20 protein-coding genes and 1 tRNA gene are annotated in these 26540 nt (G+C 35.8%); 17 read left to right on the top strand and 4 right to left on the bottom strand.

Annotated features, from left to right (window positions below):
• Positions 1 to 48 precede the first annotated feature (48 nt).
• The 13 genes from VUJ46_RS12650 (at position 49) to VUJ46_RS12590 (ending at position 18471) form a co-directional block, all read left to right on the top strand.
• On the top strand, positions 49 to 510 hold the full coding sequence (locus VUJ46_RS12650; RefSeq protein WP_326981123.1) for a lipocalin family protein: 462 nt from the start codon (positions 49 to 51) through the stop codon (positions 508 to 510).
• A 382-nt stretch (positions 511 to 892) separates the two neighbouring features.
• Complete coding sequence (gene leuS / locus VUJ46_RS12645; protein ID WP_326981122.1) at positions 893 to 3706, top strand: leucine--tRNA ligase; 2814 nt, start codon at positions 893 to 895, stop codon at positions 3704 to 3706.
• 240 nt (positions 3707 to 3946) lie between these two features.
• The gene (locus VUJ46_RS12640) at positions 3947 to 4810 is read left to right on the top strand and encodes a MotA/TolQ/ExbB proton channel family protein (RefSeq protein ID WP_326981121.1); all 864 of its coding nucleotides are present in this window, start codon (positions 3947 to 3949) and stop codon (positions 4808 to 4810) included.
• Between the two features lie 57 nt (positions 4811 to 4867).
• Positions 4868 to 5470, top strand: coding sequence for an ExbD/TolR family protein (locus tag VUJ46_RS12635; RefSeq protein WP_326981120.1), 603 nt, complete (start codon positions 4868 to 4870; stop codon positions 5468 to 5470).
• A gap of 12 nt (positions 5471 to 5482) precedes the next feature.
• Positions 5483 to 6055 (top strand): ExbD/TolR family protein, encoded by a 573-nt coding sequence (locus tag VUJ46_RS12630; protein WP_326981119.1) that lies wholly within the window; start codon positions 5483 to 5485, stop codon positions 6053 to 6055.
• Positions 6056 to 6078: 23 nt separating this feature from the next.
• Positions 6079 to 6924 carry an energy transducer TonB gene (locus tag VUJ46_RS12625; RefSeq protein WP_326981118.1) on the top strand — a complete coding sequence of 282 codons (846 nt, stop codon included), beginning with the start codon at positions 6079 to 6081 and terminating at the stop codon, positions 6922 to 6924.
• 259 nt (positions 6925 to 7183) lie between these two features.
• A complete protein-coding gene (locus VUJ46_RS12620; protein WP_326981117.1) occupies positions 7184 to 8056 on the top strand; it encodes a PstS family phosphate ABC transporter substrate-binding protein in 873 nt (290 codons plus the stop codon).
• 96 nt (positions 8057 to 8152) lie between these two features.
• Entirely contained in the window at positions 8153 to 9805 is a 1653-nt protein-coding gene (locus tag VUJ46_RS12615; protein ID WP_326981116.1) for a tetratricopeptide repeat protein, read from the top strand.
• A gap of 143 nt (positions 9806 to 9948) precedes the next feature.
• Positions 9949 to 10668: a bacillithiol biosynthesis deacetylase BshB1 gene (gene bshB1, locus VUJ46_RS12610; protein ID WP_326981115.1), complete on the top strand. Its 720-nt coding sequence runs from the start codon at positions 9949 to 9951 to the stop codon at positions 10666 to 10668.
• Between the two features lie 35 nt (positions 10669 to 10703).
• A tRNA-His gene (locus VUJ46_RS12605) sits at positions 10704 to 10779 on the top strand.
• Between the two features lie 224 nt (positions 10780 to 11003).
• Positions 11004 to 11138: a hypothetical protein gene (locus VUJ46_RS12600; protein ID WP_326981114.1), complete on the top strand. Its 135-nt coding sequence runs from the start codon at positions 11004 to 11006 to the stop codon at positions 11136 to 11138.
• A 1726-nt stretch (positions 11139 to 12864) separates the two neighbouring features.
• Positions 12865 to 13299, top strand: coding sequence for a hypothetical protein (locus VUJ46_RS12595; protein ID WP_326981113.1), 435 nt, complete (start codon positions 12865 to 12867; stop codon positions 13297 to 13299).
• 135 nt (positions 13300 to 13434) lie between these two features.
• Positions 13435 to 18471, top strand: coding sequence for a DUF4132 domain-containing protein (locus VUJ46_RS12590; RefSeq protein WP_326981112.1), 5037 nt, complete (start codon positions 13435 to 13437; stop codon positions 18469 to 18471).
• Between the two features lie 399 nt (positions 18472 to 18870).
• On the opposite strand, the gene VUJ46_RS12585 is transcribed toward VUJ46_RS12590, so the two are convergent.
• A complete protein-coding gene (locus VUJ46_RS12585; RefSeq protein WP_034679055.1) occupies positions 18871 to 19206 on the bottom strand; it encodes a DUF3276 family protein in 336 nt (111 codons plus the stop codon).
• A 99-nt stretch (positions 19207 to 19305) separates the two neighbouring features.
• Entirely contained in the window at positions 19306 to 20967 is a 1662-nt protein-coding gene (locus VUJ46_RS12580; protein ID WP_326981111.1) for an ABC transporter ATP-binding protein, read from the bottom strand.
• A 91-nt stretch (positions 20968 to 21058) separates the two neighbouring features.
• On the opposite strand from VUJ46_RS12580, the gene VUJ46_RS12575 reads away from it, so the two are divergent.
• From VUJ46_RS12575 to VUJ46_RS12560, 4 genes are all read left to right on the top strand, one after another.
• Positions 21059 to 21964: a transcription antitermination protein NusB gene (locus VUJ46_RS12575; protein ID WP_326981110.1), complete on the top strand. Its 906-nt coding sequence runs from the start codon at positions 21059 to 21061 to the stop codon at positions 21962 to 21964.
• An 11-nt stretch (positions 21965 to 21975) separates the two neighbouring features.
• Positions 21976 to 22485 carry a DUF1573 domain-containing protein gene (locus tag VUJ46_RS12570; protein ID WP_326981109.1) on the top strand — a complete coding sequence of 170 codons (510 nt, stop codon included), beginning with the start codon at positions 21976 to 21978 and terminating at the stop codon, positions 22483 to 22485.
• Positions 22486 to 22489: 4 nt separating this feature from the next.
• A complete protein-coding gene (yajC, locus tag VUJ46_RS12565) occupies positions 22490 to 22873 on the top strand; it encodes a preprotein translocase subunit YajC (RefSeq protein WP_326981108.1) in 384 nt (127 codons plus the stop codon).
• Between the two features lie 344 nt (positions 22874 to 23217).
• Positions 23218 to 23949, top strand: a complete 732-nt coding sequence (locus tag VUJ46_RS12560; protein WP_326981107.1) for an SDR family NAD(P)-dependent oxidoreductase — start codon at positions 23218 to 23220, stop codon at positions 23947 to 23949.
• 155 nt (positions 23950 to 24104) lie between these two features.
• Here the strand turns inward: VUJ46_RS12560 and VUJ46_RS12555 are convergent, their stop codons facing one another.
• Positions 24105 to 24632 (bottom strand): hypothetical protein, encoded by a 528-nt coding sequence (locus VUJ46_RS12555; protein WP_326981106.1) that lies wholly within the window; start codon positions 24630 to 24632, stop codon positions 24105 to 24107.
• Between the two features lie 36 nt (positions 24633 to 24668).
• Complete coding sequence (gene aspS, locus VUJ46_RS12550) at positions 24669 to 26423, bottom strand: aspartate--tRNA ligase (RefSeq protein ID WP_326981105.1); 1755 nt, start codon at positions 26421 to 26423, stop codon at positions 24669 to 24671.
• Positions 26424 to 26540: the final 117 nt, after the last annotated feature.

The following is a 26540-nucleotide window of genomic DNA, read 5'->3' as shown; positions in this document are numbered from 1 at the left end:
ATTAAATAAAGTAAAAAAATTATAATTTTAAGGCCTGAAAAATTTGATATGAAGAAATTAGCATTACTATTTGCAGGAGTATCGTTGTTAACAATTAGCGGATGTAAGGACGATGTGACTGAGCAGGTGTTTCCATTGGTAGGGAAGTGGCAGCCGATAAAAGAAGTAAGAACAGTAGTGGAAACGGGAGAAGACCCTTATTCTGATACTATTGATTATACAGACTGTCAGAAATCTTCAAGATGGGATTTCTTCGAAGCAGGGAACGGAAAAAGAACTGACAGAGAAGAGGTGGGAGGAGCTTGCAGCGCAGTGGCTGATTATAATTTTTCATATACTTATGATAAGAGTTCTACACAATTTGAAATAAAATATCAGGGAATTGTGGAATCTGAAAAAGGAAAAGTAACGCGACTTGATGCCAATACATTGAATCTTACTTTTGAGGATACTTCAGATCCGACGACATACGAATCTAAAACCATTACCTATACAAGAATTCCGCAATAATTATACTAAAGAATTAAATGCGATAAATATATAGATCTCATCTTCGGGTGGGATTTTTCTTATTAGAACCTGTTTAAATCTTGTTGGTATTTTTTTTAGTGCATGCACTCTATTTCGTATTCTTGATTTTGACGACCAGATCAAGAATAGGCTGTGAAAAGTATGCTTAAAAGCGCTGAAAAGAAATCGATGATAAAGTAGAATCTCAATAGAAATATTTTGATGAAATTTTAAACATTCTCTTAGCATCTTTATGATAATTAATGACAAATTAAATTTCCATTTCTTTTAAAATTATTAAATTTGTGAAAATTAGAATTGGATTTAACGGCAAAAATAAATCTAATATCTAAAGTCTAACATCTAACATCTATTATATAAAGTGTTTTACGATCATCAGCAGATAGAAAAAAAGTGGCAGAAATACTGGGAAGACAACCAAACGTATAAGACTTCCAATAACACAGACAAACGGAAATTTTATGTTCTCGATATGTTTCCGTATCCTTCAGGGGCAGGGCTTCACGTAGGTCACCCGCTGGGATATATTGCTTCCGATATTTATGCGAGATATAAAAGACATCAGGGTTTTAATGTGCTTCACCCGGTTGGTTACGACAGTTTCGGGCTTCCTGCTGAGCAATACGCCATTCAGACAGGGCAACATCCTGCGATTACAACTGAACAAAACATTACAAGATACGAAGAACAATTAAGAAAAATTGGTTTCTCTTTCGACTGGAGCAGAGAAGTAAGGACTTCTGACGCTTCTTATTATAAATGGACGCAATGGATTTTCATTGAATTGTTCCATTCCTGGTATAATAAAAATACCGACAAGGCAGAATCTATCGAAACTTTGATCAAACATTTTGAAGAAAAAGGAACGGAAGGATTAAATGCCAATCAAAATGACGAGTTAAACTTCACCGCAGAAGAATGGAAATCTGCTTCTGAAATTGATAAAGAAGATATCCTTTTAAATTACCGTTTAGCGTACAGAGCAGAAACTACGGTAAACTGGTGTCCAGCTTTAGGAACAGTTTTAGCAAACGACGAAGTAAAAGACGGAAAATCAGAAAGAGGAGGTTTCCCTGTTTTCCAAAAGAAAATGATGCAGTGGAGCATGAGAATTTCTGCTTACTCTGAAAGATTATTGCAAGGTTTAAAAACTTTAGACTGGCCACAACCGTTGAAAGATTCTCAGGAATACTGGATCGGAAAATCTCAGGGAGCGCAGGTGAAATTCAATGTTGATAGTCACGACGAAATTGTTGAGGTATTCACCACAAGACCTGATACAATCTTCGGAGCAACTTTCATGGTATTGGCTCCTGAAAATCCTTTAGTGGAAACCATTATAACAGCTGAACAAAAAGCTGAAGTAGAAAATTATATTGAAGAAACTTCTAAAAAGTCTGAAAGAGACAGAATGTCTGACGTGAAAAACGTTTCAGGTGCTTTCACGGGAAGTTATGCGATCAATCCTTTCAGCAATGAAAAGATGCCGATCTATATTTCAGATTATGTGTTGATGGGCTACGGAACGGGTGCTGTAATGGCGGTTCCTGCACATGACGAGCGTGATCACAGATTTGCGAAGAAATTTAATTTAGAAATTAAAAAAGTAGTTGAGACGGACGAAGACGTTCAGGAAGCTTCTTTTGATTCTAAAGATTCTGTTTGTGTAAATTCTGATTTCTTAAACGGTCTTAATTATAATGATGCAAAATCATTAATTATTTCTGCGATCGAGAAAAAAGGAATTGGTCACGGAACAACGAACTACAGACAGCGTGATGCTATTTTCTCAAGACAGAGATATTGGGGCGAGCCGGTTCCTATCTATTATAAGGATGGAATGCCGTATACATTACCAAATGCTGCACTACCTTTGGAACTTCCTGAAGTTGAAAAATATTTACCAACCGAAGACGGAGATCCGCCATTAGGAAATGCAAAAACTTTTGCCTGGGACGAAGCGAACCAAAAAGTTGTGGATACTCATTTAATCGACGAAAAAACTATTTTCCCATTAGAATTATCTACGATGCCGGGTTGGGCAGGGAGCTCTTGGTATTTCCTAAGATATATGGATCCGAATGATCAGGAAACTTTTGTTAAGAAAGAAACAGCTGATTATTGGGGACAAGTAGATTTATATATTGGTGGTAGCGAGCACGCGACTGGTCACTTATTATATTCTCGTTTCTGGAATATGTTCTTAAAGGACAGAGAATTCATTAGTCATGATGAGCCTTTCCAAAAACTGATTAACCAAGGAATGATTTTGGGGATGAGTGCTTTTGTATATAGAATTGATGGTACGAATCAATATGTATCTAAAAATTTAGCAAAAGATTATGCAACCCAAGCAATTCACGTTGATGTATCTTTATTAAAAGGAACTTCTGATGAGTTGGATACTGAAGCTTTCAAAGCTTGGAGACCAGATTATGCAAATGCAGAATTTATTTTAGAAGACGGGAAATATATCACAGGTCGTGAAGTAGAAAAAATGTCTAAGTCTAAATACAACGTCGTAAACCCTGATGATATTTGTAATGAATATGGAGCAGACGGTTTAAGATTGTATGAAATGTTCTTAGGTCCGTTGGAGCAATCTAAGCCTTGGAATACGCAAGGGTTAAGTGGAGTGTATGGTTTCCTTAAAAAATTCTGGAATCTGTATTTTGACGGAGATACTTTCACCGTTTCTGATGAGGAGCCGACAAAAGCTGAATATAAAGTTTTGCATACCTTAATAAAGAAGGTAGTTTACGATATCGAAAACTTCTCTTTCAATACGTCTGTATCTTCATTTATGATCGCAGTCAATGAATTGCAAAAAATAAAATGTAACAAACGCAATATTTTAGAACCTCTTGCCGTTATCATTTCTCCTTATGCGCCGCACATTTGTGAAGAGCTTTGGAGTTTATTAGGTAATAAAGAATCTATCGAATTCGAGAAATTCCCTGTGTTGAACGAGGATTACCTAGTAGAAGACGAAATTGAATATCCGGTAAGTGTAAATGGTAAAATGAAGTTCAAAATTTCACTTTCGGCTCAACTTTCGGCGAAGGAGGTGGAAGATTTGGTGATTCAGGATCAAAAAATGCAGCAAATTTTGGAAGGAAAAACACCGAAAAAAATTATTGTGGTGCATCACCGAATTGTGAATATAGTAATTTAAAAAAAAATTAACATTGGCAAATTAAAAAAAATGAAGGGGTAAATTTTTTGATTTTTTAACGTAATTGTTAAAATTGAGGAAAGTTTTTAATTTTTTGAAAAATAATTATAATATCGAAATCGTATTAAAATTTCTTTATCAAAAAAAACTAAAATGTTTATTTAAGACTCTTGCATTTTAATTAATTTTGCCTTTAATTTACACCCTGTAAAATTTTAAAACAATATAATTTAGTTAAATATGGAAATGAATGTTTCAAAAAATGATGAGCAAGTAGTTGCTAGAAAAGCAGGAGGTCTTAATCCAGCTGTTATTATTCCTATTCTATTTTTAATAGGGATTGCTATTTATTTATTCGTTCTTGGTAACCCAGGAAATTTCAAGGATGCAGAAAAACTAGGCGGTGGTTCTGTTGCTTTCTCAAGTGTTGAAGGAAAAGACATTCACCCAGAGTCGTTTTTAGGTATTATTTACAAAGGAGGGGTTATCGTACCAATCTTGATTACTTTCATGATTACTGTAATCGTTTTCTCTTTTGAAAGATATTTCGTGTTAGGTAAAGCAGCAGGAAAAGGAAACCTAGATAACTTCGTAGTACAGGTAAGAAGCTTGTTGAACAACAACAAAATCGACGAAGCTTTAGAAGAGTGTGACAGACAACAAGGTTCTGTAGGTAACGTAGTAAGAGAAGGTCTTACAACTTACAAAGCTCTTTCTCATGATACTACTTTAAATAAAGAGCAGAAAATGGTAGCTCTTAACAAAGCGATCGAAGAGGCTACAACTCTTGAGATGCCAATGCTAGAAAAGAACATGATGATTCTTTCTACTTTAGGTACTGTTGCAACGTTGATCGCACTATTAGGAACAGTAATCGGGATGATTAAAGCATTCTTCGCATTAGGTTCTGGTGGTGGTACTCCAGATGCAGCTGCACTTTCTACAGGTATCTCTGAAGCCTTGATTAACACAGCATTAGGTATTGGTACTTCAGCTATCGCAATTATCCTTTATAACTACTTTACATCTAGAATTGACGGATTAACTTATAAGATCGACGAGATCGCAATGAGCATCCAGCAGTCTTTCGCTGAATTCAACTAAGAATTAGCAAAGAATTTGTATTAGTAAATAAAGTTTAATTAAAAATCATTAATAATAATGGCGAGAGTCAAACCAAAAAGACATGGAGTAGTGACGGATATGACGGCAATGTGTGACGTTGCGTTCCTACTACTTACGTTCTTTATCTTGACCACTCAGTTTAAAAAACCTGACGTGGAGCAGATTAAACCGCCATCTTCAATATCAGAGAAGTTACTTCCTGATGCAAGTTTGATGACTATCAACGCTACGCCGGACGGAAAATTTTATTTCCAGCCCGTAGAAAATGCATCTGAGAGAATTCAGCTTTTAGACAATATGGGTAAAAAGTATGGGATTACTTTTGACAATAACGAAAAAGCTTCATTCCAGAAAGTACAAGCTATCGGCGTTCCTATGAACCAGCTGAAAAGCTATCTTGATTTGTCAGATGAAGAGCAGAAAAATTTTAAGAGTCCTACAGGGATTCCTATGGATAGTACAAATAAGCAGTTAGTGGACTGGGTACAGCAAAGTTTAAGCGTAAATCCTGATTACAAATTAGCAATCAAGGGTGACGTTACTACTGAGTATCCGAAAGTTAAAAGCCTATTTGAGGGTTTAAGAGATATCGATTTTCTTAAATTTTGGTTGATTACATCACAAGAAGGTAAACCTTAATATCATTTAGAAATGGCAGAAGTACAAGTACAGGAAAAAGGCGGGAAAGGCGGCAAGGTTAGATCCAAGAAGCAGAATACCCGCGTAGATATGACTCCGATGGTGGACTTAGGGTTTCTTTTGATTACCTTCTTTATGTTTACAACAACATTCTCTAAACCGAATGTAATGGATTTGGGTCTTCCGGCAAAACCGAAAGATGAAAAACAAAAACCACCTCCAACAGAAATTAAACTTTCTAACTCTATCTCTTTATTATTAGGTAAAGACAACAGAATTTTCTGGCACCAACAGGATAATACGTCTTTAACAGATCAGAACCTGAATGAAACTAACTTCGATAGAGAAGGGATTAGAAAAGTAATTGAGCAGGCAAAAGCAAACGCGGCTGATAAAACTAAGTTTACTGTTATTATCAAACCGACTGACGATGCTGTATATAAAAACTTTGTAGATATTCTTGACGAAATGGCTATTACAAAGAGTGAACAGTACGGTGTTACCGACTTGAAGCCTTGGGAATTAGCTATTTATAACAAGAAGGTTGGTAATTCAGGAGCTCCTGCTGCACCAGCTGCAAAGTAATTTAACCATAAAATTGTATATCTATGGCAGATGAAAATGTATACAATTCTAATCTAACTTTAGATGAGATTGTATTTGAAAATAGAAACAAGGAATATGGTGCATACGATCTTAGATCTCAGTATCCTAGATTACTGACGAAATCTTTCATCGTTGGAACAGCATTATTCCTAGTTGCGGCTTTGTCTCCTTTTATTTATCTTACCATTAAGAGACTTACTGAACCACCTAAGCAAGAAGTGAAGGCTGATTTGGTAGAAATTCTTCAGGAAGATAAAATTATTGAGCAGCCAAAAGAAGAAGAACCACCTCCACCACCTCCACCTCCAAAAGAGGAAGAGAAAATTGAGGTTATTCAGAACGTGGTTCCTGAGCCTGTAAAAGCTCCGAAAATTGAGACTCCACCGCCACCAATTTCTAAGCAGTTAGAAACTACAACTGGTTTGGTAGCTCAGGAAGGTGTAAAAGCTCCGGCTTATACTCCACCACCACCACCACCATCTACAGGTACTAAAGCTTCAACAGCTGAAGTTAAACCTCAGGTGAGTGATACTCAGGTATATACGGAGGTAGAGCAGACTGCAGAATTCCCTGGAGGTATTAACTCTTTCAGAAACAAGGTTGCAAGCAACTTCGACGGATCTGCGATGAATGGTGACGAGGGTACGGTAAAAACAGAAATCACTTTCGTAGTTGAAAGAGATGGAAGTATTACTGATGTGAAGGCTAGCGGAGGAAACTCTGACTTCAACTCGGAAGCTATCAGAACTATTAAGTCTATTAAAAATAAATGGACTCCTGCAAAAATCAATGGTCAATCTGTTCGTTACCGATTCAGATTACCTTTAACGATGAATTTTGAAGGATAATTTATCTTTAAATAATAATTAAAAAAGAGAAGCTTATGCTTCTCTTTTTATTTTTTTTGGTATTTTTGTTACATGATGTTCAATTGGTTATCCCTTGTTACGGGATTATTTTATATCGTTTTAGGAGTTGTAGTTATTATTTATAAGTTCTTTTTTACAATTCTGGAACCTGCTGTAGCCTATGGATTAGGCGCACTTCTAATACTTTACGGATTGTTTAGAATCTATAGAGCTATTTCAAAAATTAAAAATTCTGGTGATGAAAAATAGTGTTAAACTGATAATGCTGCTTTTCATTAGTATAATTGTTATTAATTGCAAGCAGGAAGACAAATCTCCGTCTTATCATAAAGGTGATTTAACTATTCTTACAGATGAATCTTTTAAAAGTGTAACTGAAGCATTAGCAGAGGGTTATATGATTAATTATCCTGAGACGAAAATAAAGGTCGTAACAAAGAAAGAAGATCTAGGTTTTCTTGATCTTTTGCAGGATAAAGCAAGAATTGCTGTGATGTCTAAAGAACTTAATCCTGAGGAAATCAAAGCGTATGAAGAACAGGTAGATCTGAAGTTTTTACCCGCGAAATTTGCTGCTGATGCGGTGATTTTTATTGTTCCTAAAAATTCTCCGAAGAATTCTATTACGATGGATGAAATTAAGAATGGGTTGGCATCGGAAAGTAAAGAATTTATCTTTGATGGAGCGAATTCCAGTAATTTGAATTTCGTTGCTCAAAAACTTAAAAAGGAACCGAAAGATTTGAAATTCTCAGTCCTTCCGGGAAGTAAAAATATCATTGAAGAATTAAATAAATTCCCTGGAAAAATAGGAGTTATTGGTTTAAATACTTTTAGCAGACCTTATGATAAAACTTCAGAACAGCTGAGAGATTTAGTTAAAATTTTACCGGTTGAAAATAAGGGAGTTTTATATAATCCAGATTCCTTTGCGCTTAGAGAAATGAAATATCCGTTTACGCGTGTTTTATATTTTTTAACAAATGAAGGAAACTTTAACATCGCCAACGGATTTATAAGATATTCATGTACTCAATTGGGGCAAATGATTGTACAGAAGGAAGGTTTGCAGCCTTACAATATTTATAGAAGAGAAGTGCAAATGCGTTAAAAAGTATTAAATAAACCTTTTACCCGAAATAAATACACTATTTTGGTCTGAAAATTGTGTTTACAGTAATTCGAAATTTAGATTAGAAAATATAAAATGAAAGATATAATGAATATGAATGTAAAGAAGATTGCTTTTGGAGCAGCCGTGGTATTTTTTGCCAACTTTGCCTCTGCGCAAACGTTACAAGATGGTATTAACAGCATTGACAGCGACAAGTTTGCTCAAGCAAAAACTAATTTTACTAACATGATTGCTACAGCTCCTACAGCTGAAAACTATTTCTACTTAGGTAATACGTTTTTAAAGCAAGGAGAACCTGATTTTGCTTCGGCTACTGAAAACTTTAACAAAGGTATTGCTGCAGACGGTAAAAGCTACCTAAACAAAATTGGTTTGGCAGCTGTAAAACTAGGAAAAGGTGATAAATCTGCTGTTGCTGAAATTCAGAAGATTGTAACTGACTCAAGAGAGAAAGATGCGGAAGTGCTTTTCAGAGCGGCAGAAGCATTAACTTTATTTGAAAATAATAACGCTCCGGATCTTGCTATTCAGTTTCTGAATAAAGCAATTGAAAGAGCATCTAGAAAAGAAGTTCCTGCATATTATTATTATACCTTAGGAGATGCTTACAGATTGAAGAGAATTCCTGGTGATGCAATGACGGCTTATGACAAGGCGTTACCTTTAGCTAAAAACAAAGCTTCTGTTTATACAAGAATCGGTACTTTGTGGATGGCTGCCCAACAGTGGCAACAGGCTAAAACAAGTATAGAAAAAGCAATCGCTACAGATGCTACTTATGCACCCGCTTATAAAGCATTAGCTGCTTATGATATCAAATATCAGCAAAATGCCAAGGCGACTCAGGATTTGATCAACTATACAAAATATGCTGACGAAGATCCGTACACGCAGTTAGAAATTGCTAAATTATATTTCACAAACGAAGATTTCGCTAATTCTAAAACGGTTTTAGATAAGATCTTTGATAAAGTACAAGATCCGATTAAGTTCAAATTAAGAGCTTATCAATTATATGCCGAAGGAAAATATTCTGAAGCAAAACAAGCTATGGATACTTTCGTATCTCAGGCAGAAAAGTCAAGAGTTCAACCTGCTGACCAAGGTTTACAAGGTCTAATTGCTGCTGGTTTGGCTAAAACTGAAACTGATGCTGCTAAAAAATCTGCTTTAACAACAGAATCTCAACAAAAGATTGCTATTGCTAAAGCTGCGAAAGACGAAACAATGAAATGGGATCTGGAATTGGCAAATATCTCTGGAGGTGGTGCTGTTTCTCAGTCTTCTGTTGATGCAGGACCTACAAACCCTACTATTGAAGGATTGAAGCAAAAAGTTGCTGCTAATGCACAGGATTCAGATTCTTTATTCAAGTTAGCAACAGCTTATCAGGATGCTAAAAACTGGAACGGAGCTATCCTTACATGGCAGAAAATGATCGCTCTTTTACCAGACTGGGCGCCTGCATATTATAGCCAAGGATATTCTTACCAACAAGCGGGTAACAATGATGCAGCTAAAATTGCTTACGAAAAATTCATCAGCACAGTAAAACCTGCTGATCAGGAAGCAAACAAGCAGACTTTAGCTTATGCTTACTTCGCAGTAGCTTATATGAGCAAAGACTCTGATGTAGCTAAAACAAAAGATTATCTTGCTAAATCTTTACAGTTAGATCCAACATATCAGGATGCTGTAAAATTAAACGCAGAGATCAACAAGTAATTTAAAATTTAAATTATAGATATAAAAACTTCCCATTCGTAATGTTTGGGGAGTTTTTGTTTTAATGACTATATTTGAAAGTACGAATGTTTTAAGAATAATTCTTGGACGTTCTGTCTTACAAATTAAAGAATAAAAGAAAAATGAAAACAGATATACTCGCTTTCGGTGCTCATCCGGATGATGTGGAATTAGGATGCGGAGGAACAATTGCGAAATTAGTTTCAGAAGGAAAGATTTGCGCCATTGTAGATCTTACAAGGGGAGAATTGGGAACCAGAGGTACAGATGAAACCAGAAGACTAGAAGCTGCAGATTCTGCAAAGATCTTAGGAGTGGCTGCCAGAGAGAATTTGGCGATGAAGGATGGCTTTTTGGAAAACTCAGAAGAATATCAAATGAGGATCGTAAAAATGGTCCGTAAATATAGGCCAGAAATCGTCTTAGCGAATGCAATTGATGATAGGCATCCAGATCATGCAAAAGGAGCGAAATTAGTGTCGGATGCGTGCTTTTTATCCGGACTGAGAAAGATTGAAACGGTTTTAGACGGAGAAAATCAGGAAGTGTGGAGACCGAAGCATATTTTCCATTATATTCAGTGGAAAGATATCAAACCAGAATTCGTAATCGACATCTCAAATCACTTGGATAAAAAAATTGAAGCGTGCATGGCTTTCAAAACTCAGTTTTATGACCCAACTTCTAAGGAACCGGAAACGCCAATTACGTCAAAAGACTTTTATGAGAGCTTAACGTACCGAGCGCAGGATTTAGGGCGGTTATCGGGAGTGACTTATGCTGAGGGGTTTACGTCTGAAAAGTTAATTTCTTTGAAAAATTTTGATGGAATAGTTTGGTAATTAAAAAATCTTCTCTATATTTGCACTCACAAAACGGTGATTGTAGCTCAGTTGGTTAGAGCGTCGGATTGTGGTTCCGAAGGTCGGGGGTTCGAGACCCCTCATTCACCCAAGAAAAGTACACTTTTTATAAAGTGTACTTTTTTATTTTATGCCTATCTGAGAAATTATTTCGTATTCTTATTTCATAATTTTCTAACAACTTTTATCAAAAATTTCCATTTAACTTTACTATTTGGGACGTGAGTGCTGTGATCCATCCGAAAACAAATGGAGGATCAAACGGATCAAGCGCAAAAGTTGGGGACTAAGCAAAAAAGTTTAGATCATGTAAGATGAAATTTTTTGCTCTCGCAGATTTTGCGAATGATGCAGATTCTTTTCCTTACACTTTACATATTGAACACGAAGCCAGCCCAAGTTTCTTGACAACTCCCGTTTTAAGTATCACCAAGCCGTTCTACACATAAAAGACCCGGAAGGTTAAGCAAAGAAAATCAACGATATCATCTGTGAAAATCTATGCTATCTTTGGGAAATAAAAATATTGGTGTATTCGTGGCAAAAAAAATACATCTAAACAATTTCTCCCCAAATTTTAATACTGATCCGATCAAACACAAAAATTGGGGATTTGGTAAAAAGTTGAGATCATTTTAAATGTAAAAATAAGAATCTGATTTTTATTTTCCACGGATTTTTAAATACCGAAGATGAGCGCTGACATTACGCCCGATGGTAAAATTTAAATAAAATGAATCAGGCGCAAAAGTTGGGGCTAAGCAAAAAGTTTGGTTAATCTGAATATAAAGAAGTTTCTATCTTTGACTCCTCTGAGTTGCATTCTGAAGTTTTTTGGATCAAATACAAAAGTTGGGGACTAGGCAAAAAAGTTTAGATTATGTAAGGTGAAATTTTTTGCTCTCGCAGATTTTGCAAATGATGCAGATTCTTTTCCTTATACTTTACATATTGAACACAAAGCCACCCCTAGTTTTTTGACAACTCCCGTTTTAAATCTCACCAGACTGTTCTCCCTATAAAAGACCACAAAGGTTAAACAAAGAAAATCAACGATTTATCTGTGGAAAACCTGTGATCTGCGGGAAATAAAATTCGTGCATTTGTGGCCACAATATGCAGCCCTCCATTTTATCAAAGATAAAATCCTTGCGTCTTAAAAACATAAAGCATTAAAAAATATCTTTGCGCCTTTGCGAAAAACCAACAAGGAGAGCAACATCTGTAAAAATCTGCGCGATCTTTTGGAAATAAAAAATTCGTGCATTCGTGGCCATAATATGCATCCCTCCATTTTATCAAAGATAAAATCCTTGCGCCTTAAAAACATAAAGCATTAAAAAATATCTTTGCGACTTTGCGAAAAGCCAACGGAGACAGCAGCATCTGTGATCTGTGGGAAATAAAAATATTCGTGCATTCGTGGCAAAAAATACATCTAAACAATTTCTCCCCAAGTTTTGAAACTGATCCAATAAAATGGGGTTTTAAGTCTAAATTGATAATAAGTTTTGGCTAAAGCCTCAGATACCTCATCTTTCTAAGACTGGCTTCAGCCAGTCCCTATTGATTTATAGCATATGATATTAATCGAATTAAGGTTAAAAGCAGAGATTTATTTTTCAAATCCTAAATATTTAGAAATCAAAAAATACAAATAAATGCTTCGCGAAGCATAAAAATAGCTTCATTAAATCAACTCGTTGATTCCTCTTTGCTCCTTTATATACTCCAAAAAATAAATCTTTGCGTTAAAAAAGAGTCACTTCATTAAAAAACTGAGTTCGATTAAAATTAACGATCTAAAATATTGGTTTACTCTTTATTAGTAGACGGAATTTGGGAATTCAGCAAAATTTATTAATATTCGTTAATTCGTGGCTCCAAAATCAACCGATCATCTGCAAAAATCCGTGGAATCAGCGGAAAATAAAACTTTTGCCTTGAAATTTTTCCGTATCATTTAGAACAAATTAAACTTGACGAAAATCATTATTTTTCTCGATATTCTATTTTTGAAGCTATTTCCCGCTTTTCGTTACAATCTTTTTTTTCAAAAAAGGATTTTCACTGCAATCGGGGCTAGGAATTTCGTTTATGATTAAAAATACGTGAAAAATATACAATGAGGTAGCAAAAAATATTTCCCTATTTTTAAAATCACAATCTCAAAATATGGAAATAAAGGTTACTGTAAAGCAACTCGGCAGGAAACATCCTGTTCTTTCAGAGCAAATTCTCAATATTGCTCATCATGAAAATACCATTTCATTAGAACATCTTTTAAAATTGGTTGTTCAACAACAGGTAGACGCATTTAATGCAAAATCTTTTGAATTGGAAGATGAAGATTATACTAAAATTCCACAGGATAATTATCTAAACATTTTAACCGATACCGGAAAAGTAGGTTTCGGAAGTATTTACAACGAAAAGAGAGCCAATCTTGAAAAGGCTCAGGAAAATGCTATTCAGGCTTTTGAAGACGGAATGTTTGCCGTTTTTTATAATGACGAGCAACTTGAAAATCTTTCCCACACAATCGATCTGAGTTTACAACATACTTTTACCTTCATCCGACTTACATTTCTGGCAGGAAGCTATTGGTAAATTAGGAAGGGAAGCTAGAGGCTGGAAGCTGGAAGTTTTGTAACGCTATTGCTGGGATGGCTCTTATTACTTGCAGCTTCTATCACTCATCTTCCAACCAAAAAAATAGTCAAATCATACTAAATCACACTAACAATGGAAATCAGTGAAAAACTAAAATCGAAGAAAATTGTCGATTACCACAAGAATCTGAAAAAAGACCTGAAAGAGCAGGCAGAAAAAGGGTTGATCTCAAAACTCTTTTCAAAATCAAAACTGAAAAAAGAAGTTGCAGAATTAGGATTGCTCCTTCTTGGTAAGAATGATTATTACGAAGAAATTACCCTTGGCTCTTCACAAGCCGACAAAATTAAAGAGCTTATCAAAAGTAATATCTGGGAAGATAAAGACTATTACGAATTATTGGTTTATTTCTTCGGAGATAAAGCCGATTTGGTGAAATATGCATGGAATAAAATGCCTTTCAAAATGTATCAGACAGGCTATGAACGCCGTTCATTCCGTGCTCCGAATAACGAAAGATTCACTTTGCTTAATCAGGTGAATTTAATAAGAACGTTGCTGGAGCTTCCGAGTATTTATAATTATGGTTCGGGACATCAGTCTTACGAACTTTCTTTGGAAGAGCAGATTATTTATGATACGCAGGTTTCTAACAATGCAAGTCAGTTTTACATCTGGTCTGCAGCGATTGATACCGGAAACAAAGAAATTTATCAGTTGATCGAGGATATTATATTCAACAAACATCCTGAAGGAAAAGTATCACGAAATATCATCCACGCTTTGCTGAACAGCGAGCAAAAACAATGTTGGGAGCTTGTGGAAAAACTATTGCTGGCGGCACAGCGTCAGGAAGGTCTTAGACAAACCATTTTGGAAGCTTTGGATGAAACAAATACGCAGGCTTTACAATACATGGTAAATGTCATCGAAGAAAATAAGCTGACCCGTTTTTCATCCGTTGTAAGAGCTATCGGAACATGGACGGGACTTGGCTGGGAGTCTGAAAAAGAATCTGTCGTGAAAAATATTGTTTCGCTGGCCAATACGTATTTCAATAACCCTGATAAGATTTCAGAAGCGGTAAAAAGCAAGAATAATAACGAAGTTTATATGGCGCTTTGGGTGCAGGGGGTTTGGGATGTAGAACAAGCTGTTCCTTATCTGCATGATCTGCTGGATAAAGGAAGTATAGAAAAGAAATGTCTGGCGATAAAATTTGCCATAGAAACCAGAGATCCTTATATCCAGATGCCTCTTTTTTATAAAGCTGTTCTGAATGGCGATCTACAAGTGTTGGCGTTTGCGGGACAGGCTTTAAGCTCGTTGTTGAGCGTCAATGTAAAATCAAAATTCTATATCAATAATCCCGATTATCCTGATTTCTTTGAAAAACTGCATGAACTGACTCAAAAAATAGAAGTCAAAGAAAAGAAATTTGAAGGTAAAGTTTTCTCCTGGCAGAATGTAGTATTCAGAAAGAGTGATTTGTATGCTTCCATGTTTTATTTGGTAGGCGAGGATAGCGAAAAGCTGGATTTGGTGCTTTCGTATTTCGATCAGTTTGAACTGGCTTTGCGTGAGCAGTTAACGAGAAACCTTCTGGGCGATTTCTACTGTTATTCTTATTCCTACAATTTTGAGAAAAAGAAAAAAGCGGTAACGCCTTTCCAGAAAGAGTTTGCCTTTAAAATCGTTAAAGACCGCGGGGAATCTTTAGTGGCTTCAGGAATCAACGTTTTGCAGCAAAATCCTTTGACAAAGGAGGAGGCCATGACTTTCTATGATTTGTTTAAAAGAAAAGGTGGAAATCTTCGTAAAAAGCTGATTGAGCTGATGATGAAGCAGGAAGATGAGGTTGTCACGCCTTTAGTGGATGAACTGACAACTAAAGGTGATGTAGAGCAGAGAACGGCTTCTTTGGATATTATGCTTCAGCTTCAAAAAAGTAAAAGAGCTTCAACACAAATTGGGCAATGGCTTCAACAATATTCAGAGAGAACAAAAATTTCTGAACGGGAACAAGGCCTATTGGATCAGCTGAATCCTACTGAAAATAAAGAAATTCTTTCTGCTGAAAATGGCTTTGGTTTCTATAATCCTTCAGTAAAATCAGCGTATGAATTGCCCAAAGTAGGTTCTGATTCTGTTTATGCGAAAGCAACAAAAAGTGATAAATACGGTTTTACACAATCGCAGGCTCATATTAAAAATGAACTGAAAAAACTGAGTGATCTTTTCCTTAAAAATAAAGATTTCGAATACGAAACAGAAGACTGGAATGGTTCTTTTACAAAAGAATTACTAGGCAACAGCTTCCGCCCGATCAAAAGAAATACGGATGGGTTTACAGGCGAGCAATTATTTGAAAATTATCCTTTACATGAGGTTTGGGAACAATGGTATAAAGAATCGGGATTGCAGCCGCAGGATTTATTTTTACTAACATTTGTGGATAACTGTGACCGTAAAAAATTCAGGGATTTCCTTGAAAATTATGTTTTCTATCACAAAGATATCATGCCTAATCCTCTGAAAAGTAATTATTACTGGGATAATCCTGTAAAAAGAATTTTAGAATCTCTGCAGGGAAAATTTGTTTTTGAACACAAGAATGATTTCCTGATCGATGCCAGCGCTACTTTATTTGCCCATCTTCCGGAAGATATTATCAATTTTAAAGCAAAACAAAACGAATATTATTACAGCAGAAACGGAAACGGTTGGCAACAGCAATTCTTTTTCAATATATTTTTACAAACGATTCCGACTAAAAATTTAACAGATGAACAATTTGTAAAGGTCTGGAATCTGTACCGATGGATGCAGTTCAACGGATTGGAAGAAAATATACAATATACCGTTCCGAATCTATATTTATTCTGCAAAGCGTATGAACTGAATTTAATTACAAAAGATGAATTATACGAAGGGATTTTCACGGCAGAATCGGCAATAAGAGATCTTACGACAACAAAATTCTATCATCACAACGAAAAATATTTGGAAACATTCCCTTTCCTGAAACCAATTATTGAGGAAATTCAGAATAAATTTTTAGATATCGAATTAATTCGTGGCGACGCAGGAACTTCGGTTTCTCATTTTGTTCAGGATTTCCAGTCGATTTATGGTGCGGAACGTTTTGTGCAAATTTTAAAAGGTTTTGGCAAGGCGAATTTATATGCCAATTATATTTACAGCTACAGCAGCGAAAGCATGACGAAGCAAAAGCTGTTCTCTTATCTTTTATCGAACTGTTATCCTCGCGAAACAGATACTCAGGAATCATTCAACGAAATGGTGAAGAAAGAAAAGATTGCAGAACTTCGTCTGATTCAGGCGGCTGTTTATGCTCCACAATGGCAGAAATTCATCAGTAATTATTTAGGCTGGAAAGGATTGGATTCTGCGATTTGGTGGATGCACGCTCATACAAAAACAGGCACCTATGAAGCACAGAATTCCGGGTTGGAAAGTGAGGTGGCTAAATATTCTTCTGTAGATGTTCAGGAGTTTAAAGATGGTGCGGTAGATAAAGAATGGTTTACAAAAGCCTATAAAGAATTAGGAAAAGCACGTTGGGAGATGCTGTATGATTCGGCTAAATATATTTCAGACGGAAACGGGCACCGCAGAGCAAGATTATATTCTGACACCTTAACGGGAAGCCTGAAGATAAAAGAAGTGACGGCAAAAGTGAAAGATAAACGCGATCAGGATTATCTGCGCGTGTACGGTTTGGTACCTTTAAGCAAAACAAACCCTGAAAAAGATGTGCTGAACCGTTACGAATATATTCAGCAATTCAAAAAAGAAAGTAAAGAATTTGGCTCGATGAAGCAGGCGAGTGAAGCCCTGGCGATTCGTGTGGCACTGGAAAATCTTGCCCGAAATGCAGGTTATCCCGATCCAATCCGTTTGACTTGGGCAATGGAAACCAAGCAAATTCAAAATCTACTGTCTAAAGATACGCAGGTAACGATTGACGGAGTTACTGTTGGTTTGATTATCGAAGACGACGGAAAGGCAGGATTGGTGGTTTTCAGAGATGATAAACAGCTAAAATCAATTCCTCCAAAAATTAAAAAAGATAAAGCGATTGTGGAATTAGGAAACAATCGAAAAATTATGCGCGAGCAATGGAGCCGTTCCAGAAAAGGTCTTGAGGAAGCGATGATTCGTGGCGATGAGTTTCTGTATGCTGAAATCCAGAACCTGTTTGAACATCCGGTGATCGTAAAACATCTGGAAAAACTGGTATTTATTTCCGATGACAATAAAATCGGATTTTTCCATGATGGTAATTTAGTGGATGCACAGGGTGAAATTCATGAATTAAATGGAAATAATACCTTAAGAATTGCTCACTGTGTCGATTTGCATCAATATTCTGTCTGGAGCGATTTCCAGCATTATTGTTTTAAAGAAAAACTGATTCAGCCTTTTAAGCAGATCTTCAGAGAACTGTATGTTCCGACCCCGGATGAATTGCAGGAAAAATCGATTTCCAGACGGTATGCGGGGCATCAGGTTCAGCCAAAACAGGCATTGGCATTGCTGAAAACAAGAGGCTGGAAAGTAGATTATGAAGAAGGCTTGCAAAAAGTGTATCATAAAGAAGGTTTCCAGGTGAAATTATATGCCATGGCAGATTGGTTCTCACCGGCAGATGTGGAAAGTCCGACGCTTGAAACCATAGAATTCCATTCGTTGAAAGATTATAAAAATATTCCTTTTGAAGAGATCAATCCTAGATTATTCTCTGAAGTAATGAGGGATATTGATCTGGTGGTTTCTGTGGCGCACGTGGGTGGAGTAGATCCGGAAGCGAGTCATTCATCCATCGAAATGAGAGCGGTCTTAATGAAAGAAACAGCGAGATTGTTTAAGCTTGATAATATTAAAATTGATGGTTCTCACGTTTTAGTAAAAGGCCAAATGGCGGAATACAGCGTTCATTTGGGAAGTGCGGTAGTGCATCAGGTTCCGGGGAAATATTTATCTATTTTGCCTGTTCATTCGCAGCACAGAGGAAGATTGTTCCTTCCTTTCGCTGATGACGATCCTAAATCTGCTGAGGTTTTATCTAAAGTATTATTACTGGCCAAAGACAACGAAATACAGGATCCCACGATACTTTCTCAGATTAAGAGAGAATTTGTCTGAAATTGAACTGGATGATGGATGCTGGAAGAAAGGAAGTTGAAGATGCTTATCAATGAGTAAGGAAGCAGTATCATTGTAAATACTAATAACGTTTTCTTTTTGAATTTACCTTAATAACCCCCGAAGGGGTTAAATATCAGTAGCGTCGGGTGGAACCCGATGGACAAGTATTTAATGATGTTATAATCCCTCTGGGATTGAATAATGTAAAGGGAATTTCAAAGATAAAATGGTATAAGATCTGGCCATACCTCCTGCCTCAAACTTCCATCTTCCTTCCTAAAAAATTAAAAAGGTACACTTTAGCGGTGTACCTTTTTTTATAAGTGAATTTTTGCTTTAGGAATATAAAAAAAGCATCCTTTTTCAGATGCTTGTGTTTTTAGAATTATTCTTTTTTTAAACTTCGTCGTCAGAATCTATTGTGTAAGATTTGCTTTTGAAGTCTTTGTCATGTTTTTCTGATATTACATCCTCACCCTTCTCGTTAATGATGAAATCTGTGGACTCATTAAACATCTCCTGAAAACTTTTAAAATCTTCCTTGTAAAGGTAAATTTTGTGTTTCTCGAATGTAGCTTCTCCATTCTCTCCGAAATTTTTCTTACTTTCTGTAATCGTAAGATAATAATCTCCTGCTTTTGTCTCGCGCACATCAAAGAAATAAGTTCTTCTCCCTGCTTTTAACACCTTTGTGAAAATTTCATTTTCATGGCGCTCCTTGTATTCACTCATTGTTAGATATTTTTTAATCTTGTTAAGAACAAATATAAAAGTTTTCTTTTAATCACAAAATTTTTTTTATGATTTATTTAACATTTATGAATAAATAGGCTAAGCCGTTACAGAATTGGTAATTTCACTAAGGTTGATGATTTTATCTGCTCTCTGAGCGCTAGACTCTCTGTGTGTGATGATTATGGAAGTCGCATTCCTGATTTTACGGTCGATATTTTCCAGGATATTCTGTTCGGTTTCGGTATCCAAAGCAGACAGGGAATCATCGAAAATGATGATATTCGGGTTCTTTATTAAGGCTCTTGCGATACAGATTCTCTGTTTTTGCCCTCCCGAAAGCATCACCCCGCGTTCACCAACCATGGTATTATACTGTTCTTTAAACTCAACAATATTTTTATCCACATCCGCGATTTTGGCATATTCTACCACTTTTTCGTGAGATGGGCTGTCGATGGCAAACCCGATATTATTTTCAATAGAGTCTGAGAAAAGATAACTTTCCTGAGGAATATAGCCAATGAAATTTCTGTAGTTTTCCAAATTATGCTCCTTCAGATTTTTTCCGTCGATTAAAATTTCACCTTCGGTAGGATCTATCAGTCGGCAAAGAAGCAGGGCAAGGGTAGATTTTCCGCTTCCGGTTTTTCCCATGATGGCTAAAGATTCTCCGGCATTGATTTTAAAGCTTAAATTATGCAGGGCTCTAATTCCTGTATTCGGATACACGTAAGAAACGTTTCTGAATTCAATTTCACCTTTAATCGTATAATTTTCAAAGTTTTTATTTACGATCTCAGATTTTTTATCCATAAACTCATTAATTCTCTGCATGGATGCTTCAGCTCTCTGATTAACAGAAGTTACCCAACCCACCATAGAGAAAGGGAAGATCAGGGTGTTAATATACATAAAGAAATCAGCGATCTTACCGATGCTTAATTGTCCGTCAATATATTTCTGTCCGCCAATCCAGATAATCGCAACATTTAATAATCCGATAACAAATAAAATAATGGTAAAGAAATAAGCTTCTGTTTTCGCTAAATCGAGTGCTTTATCCTGATAATCGGTTACTTTTATCCCATAATTTTTCTCGATATATTTTTCTCTTGCGAAATATTTTACCACACGGATTCCCGAAAAACTATCCTGTACAAAAGTGGAAATCGCAGACTGGCTTTTCTGCATGATCTTCGACTTTTTATTAATGATAGAACTTACTTTATAAATAGCAAATGATAAAACAGGAAGGGGAAGCAAGGTCCAGAGCGTCATGGAGGCGTCCGTTTTTACCATATAGATTGCTGTGATAATCACCAAAACGATTAAATTGGCAACATACATTACTCCCGGCCCAAGGTACATTCTTACCGCAACAACATCTTCGCTTAATCGGTTCATTAAATCTCCAATTGTTGTTTGCTTATAATCCGTTAAAGAAAGCTCCTGGTAATGTCTGTAGATTTTATTTTTCAGTTCGTATTCAATTCTTCTGGAGGCAACGATAATGGTTTGTCGCATCATAAAGGTGAAAAATCCGGTCAGTAAAGAACAGCCAACAATAATGGCAACGTAAATCAGAACTTGATTGTTAAAGCCAAGATTCCCGTTTTTTGTGAGTTCGTCGACAGATTTTCCTACAAACTGAACTTTATATATGTTGAAAAAATTACTGGTGATGATGAATAATACCCCCCAAAATAATAATATTTTGTGCTTTAAAAAATAAGGGTTTAAGGTTTTAAGCGCTTTCATATAGTTTTACAAAATTACGAAAATGTGATCAGATTACGAATTTCATCAATTTTAAATTTTGTATCTTTGCAGCCATTAAAAAGCTCTTTGAATGTTAGGAAGACGACAAATCCGTGAAAAAGTAGTACAGACTGTGTATTCTTATTACCAGAATCCTGTAAAGTTTGATGTTTTAGAGAAAAACATGTTTGCCGGAATAGAGAAAATCTATCATCTCTATATCTACCAGCTAAATTTCTTGGTTTCTCTTAAAGAATTGGCTGAACACCAAATTGAGATTGGAAAGAATAAGTATATTAAAAGTGATGCTGATGTAAACCCGAACCAGAAATTCATCAACAATCAGGTATTAATTAAACTTGAGGAAAACCCTGAGAGATTATTTTTTACCGGACAGCACAAGCAGTTGAAATGGGATTTGCATGATGATCTGTTGGTGAAAACCTTCCAGAGAATGACAGCAGGAAAGCGTTATCAGGATTTCATGAAAGAAGAAGGATATTCTTTTGAAGATGATCAAAAATTTATCGGAAAATTATTCTTAAGATATATTGCCGAGAATGATGATTTCCATGATTATCTTGGTGATAAAGAACTTTCTTGGTACGATGATATTCACATCGCGAATTCTATGGTTCAAAAAACAATCGGTTTCCTGAAAGAAGATGAAGAAAGCAGAACTTTAATTAAAATGATTAAAGATGAAGAAGATAAAACTTTCGCAATGAAACTTCTTAGAAATACCCTAGACAGCTGGGAAACTAACGAAAAAAAGCTTGCTGAAAGATTAGAAAACTGGGATCTGGAAAGAGTTTCTTTAATGGATAAAGTAATCTTATCAACGGCGATCGCGGAGCTGGACAACTTCCCTTTTACCCCTTCAAGAGTTATTATTAATGAATATATTGAGGTTGCTAAAGTATTTGCAACAGACCGTTCGAATATCTTCATCAACGGTATTTTAGATAAATATTGTAAAGATTTAAATAGAATATAAATATTTTAAATATGAAAAAGACGTTATCAATTATCGCCTTATCTATCATAGGCTTTGGTTTAGTTTCTTGTAAAAAAGAAAACACAGAAGCTCAGGGTGCTGATGCTGTCGCTACAGATTCTACGGCTGCAACTGCAACTCCTGCTGATTCTGCTGTGGCTCCTGTATCTGCTGATGCAACGGCTGCGGCTCCAGTTTCTAACCAGCCATCTACTTCAATCGCGCTTTCTGAAAGCAACTTCGATTTTGGAAACATCAAAAAAGGAGACAAAGTAGAGCACGTATATGAAGTAACAAATACAGGAACAAATCCTTTGGTAATTTCTGAAGTAAAGCCTGGATGCGGATGTACGGCTCCTGATTTCACAAAAGACCCGATTTTGCCAGGTAAAAAAGGAAAAATCACTCTACATTTCGATTCTTCAAATTTCGACGGAAACGTGAGCAAATTTGCTGATGTTTACGCAAATGTAGAAAAAGCGCCTATTAAATTAACATTCACTGCGAATATTCAACCATAATATCATGAATACGTTATCAATCTTTTTACAGGCAACGCCTCAGGGAGGAAATTCTTCCATGATGCTGATCATGATGGGGGTAATGTTTGTAGGGTTTTATTTCTTAATGATAAGACCGCAAATGAAAAAGCAGAAGCAGGAGAAAAACTTTCAGGAAACATTGAAAGTGGGAACCAGAGTAGTTCTTACTTCAGGTCTTCACGGAAGAATTGCTCAGGTTCAGGATGATGGTTTCGTAATTGAAACTTTATCAGGAAAACTGAAATTCGAAAAAGCGGCTGTTTCAAGAGAATTTACAGAAACACGTTTTGGAGATAAAGCAAAAGCTGCTGAAAAAACGGCAGAAAAGGCTGCTGACAAAAAAGAAATAGAAACTGAGAAGAAGTAATTCTTTTTGTTTTTTGAAAGATATTTCGTTTCGGCGGGGTGAGCAAAGCTCACCCCGCCGAAACTTTTTATAATGTATAGTAACTCAATGTTAGCAGTATTTGTAATATCCAAATTTGTCATTCTGTAGGAATCTGGGTTATTATTTCAACTAAGATTATCATTTCACTTGAAAAAATGAAGGGCTTCAACTCCGCTCAGCCTGACAATGCTAATACTATCCATAATTATTATCCACTGTCAGGCTGAGCCTGTCGAAGCCTTTATAATTTAAAAATCAGGATTAGTGTCATTGGTGAAAAAATTAGTGCAATTAGTGTTTAAAAAAAGAAATATCTTTGTCCAATGAATCAAAACACAAGCAAAACCGTTCTCATTTTAGGGGCAAATTCCGATGTAGCCAAACAAAGTATCAAACAATACATTCAGAAAGGATTGTCTGTCATTGCAGCTTCCCGAAATACACAATCTTTGGAAGAATTTGTTCAGGATAACAATCTTATTGAAAAAGTAAGAATTCTATCATTCGATTCGGTTGATTTTGATTCTCACCAAAAATTTTACGATGAACTTCCTATAAAACCTCATATTGTCGTTTATGCTGCAGGATTTTTAGTAGACAATGAAAAAGCGTTGAAAGATTTCAAAGGCACCCAGCAAATGATGTTGGTAAACTATATGGGCGCTGTTTCTATTCTGAATATTATTGCGACAGATACAGACAATAAAAATTTAGAAAGAATTATCGGGTTATCTTCTCTTTCTGGAGTAAGAGGTCGAAAAAGTAATTTCGTTTACGGAAGTACAAAGGCAGCTTTTACTACGTATCTGGCTGGTTTAAGACAGGAATTAGCTTCAAGAAATATACAAGTGAATGCTTTGGTCATTGGCTATATCCGAACAAAAATAAATGAAGGATTACAATTGAATGAATCTTTAATGATGGAACCAGATTATGTAGCAAAATATATTGTAAATGCTGGGAATTCTTTTACGATCGTGCCGAATTTCAAATGGAAAATGATTTATTTGATTTTGAAAATGTTGCCGGAGAGTTTGGTGGCGAAGTTGCCGTAATTATTTCTTTAATTTCGACTTTTTATTTAAAAAATCTAAAATGTATTGATACTGTTCAGTTTCTTCCTTATTAACTAAATAAGTAAAAGGTGTTCCCATATCAATTGTGATCTAAGATTTTCTATGAATTGAATGAATTCTTGTTTTGACATAATTTATTGAGTGATAGTGTCTTTTTGAATATGGTTAAATTTATCAGTCCGAATATCTCCAATCGTGGAATCTATACTATATTGCTTAGAAATAATAATATATCTGTTCTTTTCATAACAATGTCTTATGATTTCAATCGGAATATATTCGTTATCATCTAGATTAATTATAGCCGTAAAACTTTCACATCGATAACGACCTTCATCAGATTCAAAATGATCAAAAACACCTTCTATGTCGGTTTGACTAAAGAAAATATTTTCAATATCTGCAGAAATAATAGTATGCTGTTTCAGAGTTCTTTTAAAATCATATTCAATAATTTCTTTTGCCCCTAAAAAACAAATAGAGCTAAATACCATACAGCATCCTGTGATATAGAAGATTTTTGTTGTCTTCTTTGAGGCTTCTCTTCTTATGTCTGAAGGATAGTAAAGGCACTTCTTTATAATTACTATAGCAAAAGAAACAATAGTAATTATTGCAGAAATATATCCCAAAGTTACAAGGGAGGAGATCAGGTTTTTCATAATAAAAAAAGCGGAGAAAAAATCTCCGCTTCTAATTTATGCTTTTAAATTCAATTGTAATTCTAATTCATCAAGCTGCTCATCAGCAATCGAAGAAGGCGCATCGATCATTACATCACGTCCCGAATTATTTTTAGGGAATGCGATATAATCTCTAATTACTTCGTTTCCATCTAGAATAGCTACCAAACGGTCAAACCCGAAAGCTAAACCACCGTGAGGCGGAGCTCCGTATTTGAATGCGTTCATCAGGAATCCGAACTGTGCTTCGGCTTCTTCTTTTGAGAATCCTAGCAAATCAAACATTTTAGACTGAAGACCTTTATCAAAAATTCTGATAGAACCTCCGCCGATTTCGTTTCCGTTCAATACCATGTCGTACGCGTTGGCTCTTGCTTTTCCTGGGTCTGTCTCCAACAAATGAATATCTTCAGGCTTTGGAGAGGTGAAAGGGTGGTGCATTGCGTGATAACGTCCGCTTTCTTCATCAAATTCCAATAACGGGAAGTCAACAACCCAAAGGGGTGCGAATACGTCACCTTTTCTCAATCCTAAACGGTTTCCAAGCTCCATTCTCAACGCAGAAAGCTGAGTTCTTACTTTGTGCTCGTTTCCGGAAAGAATCAACATTAAATCGCCTTCTTTAGCTCCGAATTTTTCGATAATTTTTGCTAAATCTTCCTCGTTGTAGAATTTATTTACCGAAGAAGTTTTTACCCCGTCATTCTGGAATTTAGCCCAAACCATTCCTGAAGCTCCGATTTGAGGTCTTTTTACCCAATCAACAAGCTCATCGATTTGTTTTCTTGTATAATCTGCACATCCTTCAACATTGATTCCGACAACCAGTTCTGCTTCATCAAATATTTTGAAATCTTTTCCTTTTACTAAATCGTTCAGTTCCACGAATTCCATCCCGAAACGGATATCCGGTTTGTCGTTTCCGTATTTCTGCATTGCATCAGCAAATGTCATTCTTGGGAAAGTTCCGAATTCCTGACCTGTAATATCTTTAATCAACGTTTTCGTCATTCCTTCAAAAACATTCATCACGTCTTCCTGCTCTACGAAAGCCATTTCACAGTCGATTTGTGTAAATTCCGGTTGTCTGTCGGCTCTTAAATCCTCATCACGGAAACATTTTACAATCTGGAAATATTTATCCATTCCGCCTACCATTAACAATTGTTTGAAAGTTTGTGGAGATTGCGGCAAAGCGTAAAACTGTCCCGGATTCATTCTGCTAGGAACCACGAAATCTCTTGCTCCTTCCGGTGTAGATTTAATTAAAACCGGAGTTTCAACTTCGATAAATCCTTCCTCTGAAAGATAATTTCTCACTTTCTGCGCCATTTTGTGACGGAAGATCAATTTATCTTTTACCGGATTTCTTCTGATATCCAAGTAACGGTATTTCATTCTTAACTCTTCACTTACATCAAGCTTATCTTCAATTTCAAATGGTGGAAGAATAGATTCATTAAGAACCGTTAATTTTTCAACTAAAATTTCAATATCGCCTGTCGGAATATTGGGATTTTTACTTGTTCTTTCAATTACTTTTCCTGTCACCTGAATCACAAATTCACGTCCCAATTTTTTTACATTTTCAATCATTTCCGTTGAAGAAATATCTTGATTGAAATATAATTGAGTAATTCCGTAACGATCTCGAAGATCTATCCAAATCATAAATCCTTTATCACGAATGGTTTGTACCCATCCTGAAAGTGTAACTTCTTCATTAAGATGTTGAAGAGATAATTCTCCGTTTGTGTGCGATCGAAACATAATTGTTTGTTTAAAGTTCTAAAATTTAAAGTTCAAGGTTCTGCGTTTAAGGTTTTGAATATCAAATCCAAAACATGAAATCCAGAACATTGAATTTTTCGACTGCAAAGATAAGAT

This window comes from Chryseobacterium sp. MYb264 (assembly GCF_035974275.1).
GTDB lineage: Bacteria > Bacteroidota > Bacteroidia > Flavobacteriales > Weeksellaceae > Chryseobacterium.
This window is presented reverse-complemented; position numbering and strand designations above follow the sequence as displayed.

Bases quoted from the DNA above. Each gene is read 5' to 3' on its own strand.
- VUJ46_RS12650 (WP_326981123.1), top strand. From the start codon at position 49: ATGAAGAAATTAGCATTACTATTTGCAGGAGTATCGTTGTTAACAATT.
- VUJ46_RS12640 (WP_326981121.1), top strand. From the start codon at position 3,947: ATGGAAATGAATGTTTCAAAAAATGATGAGCAAGTAGTTGCTAGAAAA.
- VUJ46_RS12635 (WP_326981120.1), top strand. From the start codon at position 4,868: ATGGCGAGAGTCAAACCAAAAAGACATGGAGTAGTGACGGATATGACG.
- VUJ46_RS12630 (WP_326981119.1), top strand. From the start codon at position 5,483: ATGGCAGAAGTACAAGTACAGGAAAAAGGCGGGAAAGGCGGCAAGGTT.
- VUJ46_RS12625 (WP_326981118.1), top strand. From the start codon at position 6,079: ATGGCAGATGAAAATGTATACAATTCTAATCTAACTTTAGATGAGATT.
- VUJ46_RS12620 (WP_326981117.1), top strand. From the start codon at position 7,184: ATGAAAAATAGTGTTAAACTGATAATGCTGCTTTTCATTAGTATAATT.
- VUJ46_RS12615 (WP_326981116.1), top strand. From the start codon at position 8,153: ATGAAAGATATAATGAATATGAATGTAAAGAAGATTGCTTTTGGAGCA.
- bshB1 (WP_326981115.1), top strand. From the start codon at position 9,949: ATGAAAACAGATATACTCGCTTTCGGTGCTCATCCGGATGATGTGGAA.
- VUJ46_RS12600 (WP_326981114.1), top strand. From the start codon at position 11,004: ATGAAATTTTTTGCTCTCGCAGATTTTGCGAATGATGCAGATTCTTTT.
- VUJ46_RS12595 (WP_326981113.1), top strand. From the start codon at position 12,865: ATGGAAATAAAGGTTACTGTAAAGCAACTCGGCAGGAAACATCCTGTT.
- VUJ46_RS12590 (WP_326981112.1), top strand. From the start codon at position 13,435: ATGGAAATCAGTGAAAAACTAAAATCGAAGAAAATTGTCGATTACCAC.
- VUJ46_RS12585 (WP_034679055.1), bottom strand. From the start codon at position 19,206: ATGAGTGAATACAAGGAGCGCCATGAAAATGAAATTTTCACAAAGGTG.
- VUJ46_RS12580 (WP_326981111.1), bottom strand. From the start codon at position 20,967: ATGAAAGCGCTTAAAACCTTAAACCCTTATTTTTTAAAGCACAAAATA.
- VUJ46_RS12575 (WP_326981110.1), top strand. From the start codon at position 21,059: ATGTTAGGAAGACGACAAATCCGTGAAAAAGTAGTACAGACTGTGTAT.
- VUJ46_RS12570 (WP_326981109.1), top strand. From the start codon at position 21,976: ATGAAAAAGACGTTATCAATTATCGCCTTATCTATCATAGGCTTTGGT.
- yajC (WP_326981108.1), top strand. From the start codon at position 22,490: ATGAATACGTTATCAATCTTTTTACAGGCAACGCCTCAGGGAGGAAAT.
- VUJ46_RS12560 (WP_326981107.1), top strand. From the start codon at position 23,218: ATGAATCAAAACACAAGCAAAACCGTTCTCATTTTAGGGGCAAATTCC.
- VUJ46_RS12555 (WP_326981106.1), bottom strand. From the start codon at position 24,632: ATGAAAAACCTGATCTCCTCCCTTGTAACTTTGGGATATATTTCTGCA.
- aspS (WP_326981105.1), bottom strand. From the start codon at position 26,423: ATGTTTCGATCGCACACAAACGGAGAATTATCTCTTCAACATCTTAAT.